The following is an 11813-nucleotide window of genomic DNA, read 5'->3' as shown; positions in this document are numbered from 1 at the left end:
TGGTTTACGAAAACGTGGTAGTGTTGAAAACTTTCTATTTTTTGTAATCTTTTAAGTCAAAAATTGTCAATCCCAAAAATATTATTCACCTTTATTGTCAATTAGATTTTTTTCAAATAAGTACTATGAAACGTAAAATAACACTAAAACAAATTGCAAAGGAACTCGACGTATCCATTTCAACTGTCTCTAAATCACTAAGAAACAGTCTTGAAATAGGCGAAGAAACACGCTTAAAAGTGCAGGCATTTGCAAAGTTTTACAACTATAAACCCAACAATATTGCCCTTAGTTTAAAAAATCGAAAAACCAAAAGTATTGGTATTATCATTCCGGAAATTGTACATCATTTTTTCTCTACCGTAATTAACGGAATCGAACAAGTGGCTAACGAACATGGTTACAGCGTTGTGATCTGTTTATCTGATGATTCTTTCGATAAAGAAGTTTTAAATATGGAAATGTTAGCCAACGGAAGTATCGATGGTTTTATCATGTCGCTGTCTAAAGAAACACAGTTCAAAGGCGACTTTCATCACATCACCGAAGTCATCAATCAAGGAATGCCAGTGGTAATGTTTGACCGTGTTACTAACGATATTTTATGCGATAAAGTTATTATTGATGATAAAGCTGCTGCATATGAAGCCGTTCAAAGTTTAATTGATAACGGAAGAAAAAAGATTGCATTAGTTACTACAGTCGATTATGTAAGTGTTGGAAAACTAAGAACCGACGGTTACGAAAAAGCGCTTCGAGATAACGGAATTCCTTTCAATGAAGATTTAATTATTAAAATTGAAGATGTAGATACGTGCGAAATTACCATCAGCCAGCTTTTGCACGACAGAGCTTTTGATGCTGTTTTTGCGGTAAACGAACTTTTTGCCGTAACTATTATTAAAACCGCTTCTAAAATGGGATTAAAAATCCCTGAAGATTTAGCGGTAATCGCTTTTACAGACGGAATCATTTCAAAATACTCCACTCCAAGTATTACAACAGTAAGTCAAAGCGGCGAAAAAATGGGAAATAAAGCAGCTAAAATGCTGATCGAAAGACTCGAAGCCGAACACGATGATGACGACGAAGAAAATGAAAATTACACTACTGAAGTTATCGAAACACATTTAATAGAACGAGAATCTACTGACTAAAATTCTTAAAATCAACCCTTTCTAAAGCCATAAAAAATATTTATGGCTTTTTTGTTAGCATATTTAAAAAAATAATTAATACTTTTACGCCTGCTCAAAGCTTTTACTTTTACTTCGAAAAAAACAGTAAGTTTTGATAAGCAAAGCGCTTATCGTCTAATTAATTCTTTAATTACGATAATGGAAAAGCGTAAATTAAGTTTCTGGGAAATTTGGAACATGAGTTTCGGTTTCTTAGGAATACAAATGGGATTTGCACTTCAAAATGCAAATGCCAGCAGAATTCTTCAAATTTTTGGTGCCGATGTACATGAATTATCATGGTTCTGGATTATTGCTCCTCTTATGGGATTAATAGTACAGCCTGTTATTGGTCACTACAGCGACAAAACTTGGGGAAAATTCGGCAGACGAAAACCTTTCTTTTTAGTAGGTGCAATTTTAGCTTCGGTAGGATTAATTTTAATGCCGCAGGCCAATATTTTTATTTCCGTTTTACCCGCTTTATGGGTTGGAGCCGGAATGTTAATGATTATGGATGCCTCTTTCAACATTGCTATGGAGCCATTTCGCGCACTTGTTGGTGATAATTTAAGAACAGATCAGCGCACAGCAGGATTTAGTATTCAAACTTCATTGATCGGTTTTGGAGCCGTAATTGGTTCCGCACTGCCTTATGTTTTAACAAAATGGTTTCATATACCAAACAGTACAGTCCCAGGAAGCGTTCCATTAAACCTTACTTTGTCATTTATTATTGGTGCCGCAGTTTTAATTGGTTCAATCTTAGTAACCTTATTCACAACAAAAGAATATTCGCCCGAAGAATTATCCAAATTTGAAGATCCTCAAAATGACGTAACTTCTGATTCTGAAGAAAAATCAAAACTTACAGATATTTTTACTGACTTCGCAAAAATGCCAACTACAATGCGTCAGCTGAGCTGGGTACAGTTTTTTTCTTGGTTTGGATTATTCGGAATGTGGGTTTTTACAACTCCGGCAATCGCTCATCATATTTACGGATTACCATTAACTGACACTTCAAGCCAACAATATCAAGATGCTGGCGATTGGGTCGGAATTCTATTTGGCGTTTACAACTTAGTTTCTGCTCTTGTCGCTTTGTTTTTCTTACCGTACATCGCAAAAAAAATCGGGCGAAAATCAACTCACGCTGTATCATTAATCATTGGAGGAATAGGTTTAATCTCTATTTATTTTATGCCAAATGAAGACTGGGTTGTATTGCCAATGATTTTAATTGGAGTTGCATGGGCGAGTATTCTAGCAATGCCTTATGCAATTCTTGCAGGATCTATTGCTCCAAAAAAGATGGGAGTTTACATGGGAATCTTCAACTTTTTTGTTGTTATCCCACAAATTGTAAACGCATTAATTGGTGGTCCAATTGTAAAATATCTTTACAATGGCGATGCCATTTATGCCTTAATTACCAGCGGAGTAAGTTTTTTAATTGCCGCTCTTTTAGTCTACAAAGTAAAAGATGTAGACGACACTATTTAAAATCATAAAGAAGAATTTCCTTTAAAATGAACAAAAAAGCCTTCATATTCGATCTTGACGGAGTAATCGTTGATACCGCTAAATACCACTTTTTGGCATGGCAGAAAATTGCCAAATCGTTAAATATAAATTTTACACATGAAGACAACGAACTTCTTAAAGGCGTGAGCCGTGTTCGTTCGTTAGATATTATACTTGGATTAGGAAATGTTCAGGCTTCACAGGAAGACAAAGACAAATGGCTGATTCAAAAAAATGAAGATTATCTTTCTTATTTAGTAGACATGGATGAAAGTGAGATTCTTCCAGGAGTTTTAAAAATTCTAAAACTATTAAAAGATAAAAACCAAGGAATTGCATTGGGCTCTGCCAGTAAAAATGCAAGACCAATTTTAGAAAAAACAGGAATCCTGTCTTACTTCGATGTTATTGTTGACGGAAATGACGTTACCAATGCAAAACCAGATCCTGAAGTATTCTTAAAAGCGGCTCAATTATTAAACATTAATCCAAAAGACTCAATCGTATTTGAAGATTCTGTTGCTGGAATTCAGGCAGCAAACATAGGCGAAATGGTAAGCGTGGGAATTGGTGAGGAAACAATTTTGCATGAAGCTGATTTCATTTTTAAAGATTTTACCCAAATCGAAACAAGCTTTATAGAAAAATTAATCAATTAGAAAATGTGTCAATTAGATAATTTCCGAAATCGCGTAATTATCTCATTTTCTAATTAACTGAATTATCAAATTAAAAACAAATGAACCAAGATTATATAAAACCAGATAATTGGTCAATTATAGAAGAAGGATTTGATGCCGAAAGAGTCAAATCGTCTGAAAGTCTCTTTAGTATCGGAAATGGTGCTATGGGACAACGCGCCAATTTTGAAGAAACATATTCAGCAGAAACTTTTCAAGGAAGTTACATTGCCGGGATTTATTATCCAGACAAAACAAAAGTAGGCTGGTGGAAAAACGGATATCCGAAATATTTTGCCAAAGTATTAAACGCTCCAAACTGGATAGGAATTGACATTGAAATCAACGAAGAAAATCTTGATTTAAACACATGTACCGAAGTTAGAAACTTCCGCAGAGAATTGAATATGAAAGAAGGTTGGTACAATCGTTCTTTTGAAGCAGTTCTAAAAAACGGGACTGAAATCGCAGTAAACGTTCGTCGTTTCCTTTCCTTAGATTTAGACGAAGCAGGAGTTATCAAATATGATATTACACCTTTAAATAAAGATGCAAAAATCGTTTATAAACCTTACGTTGATGCTGGTGTAACCAATGAAGATGCCAACTGGGAAGAAAAATTCTGGGAACCGCTTGAAGTTAAAAAAGGTACAAACGAAGCTTTTGTAACCGCACAAACGTTCAAAACGCATTTTAAAGTTACGACTTTCATGCACAATACGATTTTGGCAAACGGAGAAAACATCAATGTTTCGCCATCTACAATCGATTCAACGGCAGATAAAGTTCAGTACACTTACGGAACAATTATTGCAAAAGGACAAACCTCATCAATCCAAAAAATTGGTGGATATACCGTTTCTCTAAACCATGAAAATACTTTGGCAGCAGCCGAAAAAGTAATAAAATCAGCTATAAATTCAGGATATGATGCTTTGCTTCAAAATCAAATTGAAGCTTGGGCTAAAATTTGGGAAATGTCAGATATTACAATCGAAGGCGATGTAAAAGCACAGCAGGGAATCCGTTTCAATATCTTTCAATTAAACCAAACCTATTCAGGAAAAGACAGCCGATTAAACATTGGACCAAAAGGTTTCACTGGAGAAAAATACGGTGGATCAACTTATTGGGATACTGAGGCTTATTGTATTCCGTTTTACATGGCGACAAAAGATCAGCAAGTTGCGAGAAACTTATTGACTTACCGTTTCAATCAATTGGATAAAGCGATTGAAAATGCTACAGACAATTTAGGCTTCAAAAACGGCGCTGCATTGTACCCAATGGTTACCATGAATGGCGAAGAATGTCACAATGAATGGGAAATCACACACGAAGAAATCCACCGAAATGGAGCGATTGCTTTTGCGATTTACAACTATTACCGTTACACTGGCGATTACTCTTATATTCCAGAAAAAGGATTAGAAGTTTTAATTGGAATTGCGCGTTTCTGGCACCAAAGAGCTTCTTTTTCAAAAGATAAAAATCAATATGTAATATTGGGAGTTACAGGACCAAACGAATACGAAAACAACATCAACAATAATTTCTACACCAATTATATTGCAAAATGGTGTATTGATTTTGCTGCAGAACAAATTGAAAAAGTGGCTTCAGAATATCCTGCAGATCACAAACGCGTTCTTGAAAAAGTGAATCTTTCTTCAGAAGAAATTAAAAAATGGAAAAAAGTTGCCGATGATATGTATTTTCCAATTTCGGAAGAACTTGGCGTTTATTTACAGCAAGACGGTTTCTTAGACAAAGATTTAGTTCCTGTAAAAGATTTAGATAAATCACAACGTCCAATTAACCAAAAATGGTCTTGGGATCGCGTTTTACGTTCGCCATACATTAAACAGGCCGACGTTTTACAATGTTTCTATTTCTTCGAAGATCATTTTTCACGAGAAGAATTAGAACGAAACTTTGATTTCTATGAATCATTTACCGTTCACGAAAGTTCTCTTTCGCCTTGTGTACATTCAATTCAAGCTGCTGTTTTAGACAAAATGGATATGGCATATACATTTTATTTAAGAACATCTCGTTTAGATCTTGATGATTACAACAAAGAAGTTGAGGAAGGTTGTCACATCACGTCAATGGCAGGAACTTGGATGAGTATTGTGGAAGGTTTTGGCGGAATGAGAGTGAAAAATAATCAATTGCATTTCTCTCCAAAAATTCCAAAAGAATGGAAAGGCTACTCTTTTAAAATTAACTTTAGAAATCAAGTTCTAAAAGTAGCTGTAAATCACGATAAAACCACTTTTACTGTAGATGGCGATCAAGATTTAACAATTGTAGTTAACGGAAATCCTATAACTGCAAATAAATTTGTACAAATTAATTAAATTACAATACTCTAAAATCTAAAAAACATGAAAAACTTATTTTTCGCAAGTTTAATCTTGTTTGCTTTTAGCTCAATTGCAGAAGCACAACAATTAAAATCACCCGAAGGCAAGTTCGTAATGGAATTTTCTCTTCAAAACGACGGAACTCCAACGTACAATTTAAAATACAAAAACAAAGAAGTTGTAAAAACCAGCAAATTAGGTCTTGAACTTAAAGATGATAAAAAATCTTTATTGAATGACTTTACAGTTGTTGATACTAAAACTTCAACTTTTGATGAAACTTGGAAACCAGTTTGGGGAGAAGTAGATCACATCAGAAATCATTATAATGAACTGGCTGTTACTTTAAATCAAAAAGGAACAGACAGACAAATCGTAATTCGTTTCCGTTTATTTGAAGACGGTTTAGGATTCAGATATGAATTCCCAGCGCAAAAGAATCTAACTTATTTTGTAATTAAAGAAGAAAGATCTCAATTTGCAATGACCGGAGATCATACTGCTTTCTGGATTCCAGGAGATTATGATACTCAGGAATACGATTACACAAAATCGAAATTATCTGAAATTAGAGGTTTATCTCAAAAAGCTTATACAGCAAATGTTTCGCAAAAGAACTTTTCTCCAACAGGAGTTCAAACTTCTTTGATGTTAAAAACAAACGACGGAATCTACATCAACTTGCACGAAGCGGCTTTGATCAACTATTCTTGTATGCACTTGAATTTAGATGATAAAAACTTGACTTTTACTTCTTGGTTAACACCAGATGCAAAAGGAGACAAAGGTTATATGCAGGCGCCAAGTCACTCGCCTTGGAGAACTATTATGGTGAGCGATGATGCTAGAGAAATCTTAGCTTCAAAAATGACTTATAACTTAAACGATCCATCAAAAATTGAGAATACTTCTTGGATTAAACCAGTAAAATATATTGGTGTTTGGTGGGAAATGATTACAGGAAAAAGCTCTTGGTCATATACAAACGATTTCCCTACAGTTCAATTGGGAGTTTCTGATTTCTCAAAAGCAAAACCAAACGGAACGCACGGAGCAAACAATGCGAACGTAAAAAAATACATTGACTTTGCTGCTGCAAATGGTTTCGACGCCGTTTTAGTTGAAGGTTGGAACGAAGGCTGGGAAGACTGGTTTGGACATTCAAAAGATTATGTTTTTGATTTCGTAACACCTTATCCAGATTTTGATGTAAAAGGGCTGCATGCTTACGCAAAGTCTAAAGGAGTAAAAATCATTATGCACCATGAAACATCAGGTTCAGTTCGTAACTACGAGCGCCACATGGATGCAGCTTACAAATTCATGAACGATAACGGATATGATGCTGTAAAAAGCGGTTACGTAGGTGATATTTTACCTAGAGGTGAAAACCACTACAACCAATGGATTGTAAACCATTATCAATACGCTATCGAAAAAGCAGCTGATTATAAAATTATGGTGAACGCTCACGAAGCAGTTCGTCCAACAGGAATTGCGAGAACGTATCCAAACTTAATTGGAAACGAAGCAGCAAGAGGAACAGAATACCAAGCTTTTGGAGGTTCTAAACCAAATCACGTTACCGTTTTACCATTTACACGTTTAATTGGAGGTCCAATGGATTATACTCCGGGAATCTTTGAAATGGATATCAGCAAAATGAATCCTGATAACAAATCGCATGTAAACAGCACAATCGCAAACCAATTAGCATTATACGTTACTATGTACAGTCCGTTACAAATGGCTGCTGATACTCCGGAAAACTATAACCGTTTTCCAGATGCATTCCAATTCATTAAAGATGTGGCGGTAGACTGGTCAGAAAGTAAATATATTGAAGCTGAGCCAGGAGATTTCATCACAGTTGCCCGTAAAGCAAAAGGAACAAACAACTGGTTCGTTGGAAATGTAAATGGCGAAACTCCACGCACGTCAAACATCGATTTCAGTTTCCTTGAAAAAGGAAAAAAATACACAGCAACTATTTATGCTGATGCAAAAGATGCGCATTACAAAACAAATCCGCAAGCTTATACAATCAAGAAAATTGCTGTAACAAGCAAATCAAAATTATCGCAGCTTTCTGCTCCAGGCGGAGGTTATGCAATAAGCATTATAGAAACCAAATAATTCTTTAAAAGGCAAGTAACTCTCCCCCAAGATTACTTGTCTTTTTTTTAATCAACAACTTTTTGTCACATCGAGCGAAGTCGAGATGCCACATAGGTTCTCGACTTCGCTTGGACTGACAATTAGAATAATTATTATGACTATGAAAAACCAAAAAACATCACTAATCTATAAATTACTTTTAATGGTTTTGTTGTTTTCCGCTTCCGCGAAAGCGCAAATCCAAAAAGTAGAACCTCCGTTTTGGTACGCTGGAATGAAAAACGCAGAGCTTCAAATTATGTTCTACGGAAAAAATATTGCACAATACGAAGCTTCTGTTTCTAATAATGTTGTGATTAAAAACGTTGAGAAAACAGAAAATCCAAATTACCTTTTCGTAACAATTGATACGCAAAATATCAAAGCATCTGAATTGGTTTTCTCTTTCAAAAACAATAATAAAGTCGCTTTTACTCAGAAATATGCGCTTAAAGAAAGAAGAGCCAATTCAGCAGAAAGAAAAAGTTACGATGCATCGGATTTGATTTATTTAATCATGCCTGATCGTTTTGCAAACGGAAATCCTAAAAACGACAGCAACACTTCACTAACTGAAAAAGGAAACCGTCAAGATCCAAGCGGACGTCACGGAGGAGATATCGAAGGAATTATCAAAAACTTAGATTACATTTCGTCCCTTGGTGCCACTACAATTTGGAGCACGCCTCTATGCGAAGACAACGACAAACAACATTCGTATCATACTTACGGGCAATCTGATGTTTATAAAATCGATCCGCGTTACGGAACAAACGACGATTACGCTCGTCTTTCTGCAGAAATGCACAAAAAGAACATGAAACTGGTTATGGATTATGTGACCAATCATTGGGGAATTACGCACTGGATGATGAAAGATATTCCGACCAAAACATGGTTTAATCAATTCGAAACTTTCACACAAACGCATCATAGACGCGAAGTAATTACAGATATTCACGCTTCAAAAATCGATCAGGAAGTTTGTGTTGATGGATGGTTTGTACCCTCAATGCCAGATTTGAATTTAAGAAATCCTCTTGTTGCAAAATACTTAACTCAAAATGCAATTTGGTGGATTGAATTTGCAAATCTTGACGGATTTAGAGTGGATACCTATAATTATTCGGATAAAACTGCCATGGCAGAATGGGCAAAATCAATTACAAATGAATACCCGAATTTTAATATTGTGGGCGAAATCTGGATGCACAATCAAGCGAATTTAGCTTTTTGGCAGAAAGACAGTAAAATTGGTGCTATTGAAAACTATAATTCAAATCTTCCAAGTGTAATGGACTTTACGCTTCAAAGTCAGATTGCTTCTGCTTTCAATGAAGACACACCAAACTGGGACAGCGGATTGATTAAATTCTACAACAATTTTGCAATGGACTTTTTATATCCAAACACCAATAATCTTTTAGTTTTTGCCGAAAATCATGACACAGACCGTTTAAATCATAACTTTAAATATGATTTACCAAAATACAAACTGGCGATAACTTTATTGGCAACAGTTCGCGGAATTCCGCAAATCTATTATGGTTCAGAAATCGGAATGGGCGGTGATAAAGGTAAAGGCGGAGATGCCGATATTCGTCAGGATTTCCCAGGCGGATGGGCTGGCGACAAAAACAATGCTTTCACAAAAGAAGGAAGAACTGCAGAACAAGCTGCTTATTTTGATTTCAGTTCAAAATTATTCAACTGGAGAAAAACAAACGAAGCAGTTCATTTCGGAAAAATGACGCATTATATTCCGGAGAATAATACGTACGTTTATTTTAGATATACAGATACTAAAACCGTAATGATAGTTTTCAATAACAATGCAAAAGAGCAAGTTGTAAAAACAAACCGCTTTAAAGAAAGCATCAAAAACTACAAATCTGGTAAAGATGTTATTTCAGGAAAAACATTCGATTTAGCTTCTGAAATTACTTTAGACCCAAAATCTGCTTTGGTTTTAGAATTGGAATAAGACTTAACCGTAAAGTTCACAAGAACAAGCGCAAGATTTGCAATATTTTTTGCCACAGATTTATTCGATTAACACAGATTTATTCGCCGCGAATTGCACTAATTTTCACAAATTTAAAATGATAAATTAATTCGTGGAAATTAGTGCAATTCGTGGCAAACGAAAAAAAATCTTTTTAAATCCTTTAATCTGTGGCTATTTTTTTCAACACAATCCATCCTAAAATATTCTAAAATAATGAAAAAATACACTTTCCTTTTTTTATCTTTAGTATACTTAACAATGAGTTGTTCTGGCTCAAAATCAGTTACAATGAATAATACTTCAAAAACACCTTTCGTTTGGGAAGGAGCAAATGTTTATTTTTTACTTACAGATCGTTTTTACAACGGAGATACTTCAAACGATGTCAATTTTAACCGAACCAAAACTCCCGGAAAACTCCGCGGATTTGAAGGCGGCGACATCATCGGAATTACCAAAAAAATCGAATCAGGATATTTTGAAAAACTAGGAATAAATGCCATTTGGCTGACGCCGATTGTAGAACAAATTCACGACGGCGTTGATGAAGGAACTGGCCTTAGTTACGGCTATCATGGCTATTGGGCAAAAGACTGGACAGCTCTCGATCCAAACTTTGGAACAAAAGAAGACTTGGCAAAACTAGTCAAAAAAGCACATGAAAAAGGGATCCGAATAATTCTTGACGGTGTAATAAATCACACCGGACCAGTAACTCCAGAAGATCCTGTTTGGCCTTCAGACTGGGTTAGAACTGGTGTTGTCTGTGATTACAAATCGTTCGAAAATACAACAATGTGTACTTTGGTTGATAATCTTCCAGATGTAAGAACTGAAAGTGTACAAGAAGTTGAATTGCCTTCTTTCTTAATCGAAAAATGGAAAAAAGAAGGACGCTATGAAAAAGAAATTACTTCATTAAATGATTTTTTTAAAAGAACTGGTTATCCAAAAACACCAAAATATTACATTATAAAATGGCTTACAGATTATATTCTTGAATTTGGAGTTGATGGTTATCGTGGAGATACCGTAAAACATACTGATGAAAACGTTTGGGCAGATTTCAAAAAAGAATGTGATTACGCTTTTGAAACATGGAAGAAAAACCATCCAAAAGAAGTTTTAGATCAAAATCCGTTTTACACGATTGCGGAAGTTTACGGTTACGGAATCAGCGGCGGGCAGGATTATGATTTTGGAGATAGAAAAGTTAATTATTTCCGAAATGGTTTCAACAGCATGATCAACTTTGAATTCAAATGGAACGCGGCACAAAACGATTATGAAGGGTTATTTTCGAAATATTCGAATGCTTTAAACAATGACCTAAAAGGATATTCTGTACTTAATTACATGTCTTCTCACGACGACGGACAACCTTTTGATGCGAACCGAACAAAAAGCATCGAAACCGCCAATAAACTACTACTTTCTCCAGGCATGTCACAAGTTTATTATGGAGATGAATCGGCACGGTCTTTAATTATTGAAGGAACGCAGGGCGATGCAACTTTACGTTCGAATATGAATTGGGATGATATTCAGAACAATACTGAAACGCAGAAAACACTTGTACATTGGCAGAAATTAGGACAGTTTAGACGAAACCATCCTGCTGTTGGTGCAGGCGTTCACAAACTGATTAATCCATATCCTTATACTTTCTCCAGAACATTTACAAAAGGTACTTTTACAGATAAAGTAATTATGGGCGTTGATCTACCAAAAGGCAAAAAAGAACTTCCTATTGGCGATATCTTCCCAAACGGAACAAAACTAAAAGACGCTTATTCAAATCAAAATGTTGAAGTTATTGATGGAAAAGTAATTATAGACAATGATTTTGATATTGCTTTATTAGAAGAGATTTAAAATAAATATTTTTTTCTCT

The 11813-nt window shown here is 35.2% G+C and carries 7 protein-coding genes; all 7 read left to right on the top strand.

What is annotated here, in order from left to right; genetic code table 11:
• Positions 1 to 125: 125 nt before the first annotated feature.
• The 7 genes from BOW57_RS02380 to BOW57_RS02350 all read left to right on the top strand — a co-directional run bounded on the left by BOW57_RS02380 (position 126) and on the right by BOW57_RS02350 (position 11794).
• On the top strand, positions 126 to 1157 hold the full coding sequence (locus BOW57_RS02380; RefSeq protein ID WP_089052497.1) for a LacI family DNA-binding transcriptional regulator: 1032 nt from the start codon (positions 126 to 128) through the stop codon (positions 1155 to 1157).
• A gap of 180 nt (positions 1158 to 1337) precedes the next feature.
• Positions 1338 to 2684: an MFS transporter gene (locus BOW57_RS02375; protein ID WP_129052915.1), complete on the top strand. Its 1347-nt coding sequence runs from the start codon at positions 1338 to 1340 to the stop codon at positions 2682 to 2684.
• Positions 2685 to 2710: 26 nt separating this feature from the next.
• Positions 2711 to 3364, top strand: a complete 654-nt coding sequence (gene pgmB / locus BOW57_RS02370) for a beta-phosphoglucomutase (protein ID WP_129052914.1) — start codon at positions 2711 to 2713, stop codon at positions 3362 to 3364.
• Positions 3365 to 3444: 80 nt separating this feature from the next.
• Positions 3445 to 5748, top strand: coding sequence for a glycoside hydrolase family 65 protein (locus BOW57_RS02365; RefSeq protein WP_129052913.1), 2304 nt, complete (start codon positions 3445 to 3447; stop codon positions 5746 to 5748).
• Between the two features lie 27 nt (positions 5749 to 5775).
• A complete protein-coding gene (locus BOW57_RS02360) occupies positions 5776 to 7890 on the top strand; it encodes a glycoside hydrolase family 97 protein (RefSeq protein WP_129052912.1) in 2115 nt (704 codons plus the stop codon).
• A 142-nt stretch (positions 7891 to 8032) separates the two neighbouring features.
• Complete coding sequence (locus BOW57_RS02355; RefSeq protein ID WP_129052911.1) at positions 8033 to 9895, top strand: glycoside hydrolase family 13 protein; 1863 nt, start codon at positions 8033 to 8035, stop codon at positions 9893 to 9895.
• Between the two features lie 237 nt (positions 9896 to 10132).
• The gene (locus tag BOW57_RS02350; RefSeq protein WP_129052910.1) at positions 10133 to 11794 is read left to right on the top strand and encodes an alpha-amylase family glycosyl hydrolase; all 1662 of its coding nucleotides are present in this window, start codon (positions 10133 to 10135) and stop codon (positions 11792 to 11794) included.
• The last annotated feature ends 19 nt before the right edge of the window (positions 11795 to 11813 follow it).

Source organism: Flavobacterium sp. YO64, assembly GCF_004119505.1.
In the GTDB taxonomy this organism is placed as follows: domain Bacteria; phylum Bacteroidota; class Bacteroidia; order Flavobacteriales; family Flavobacteriaceae; genus Flavobacterium; species Flavobacterium oncorhynchi.
The sequence above is the reverse complement of the archived record's forward strand: the minus strand, read 5'-3'. Positions and strand labels throughout refer to the sequence as shown.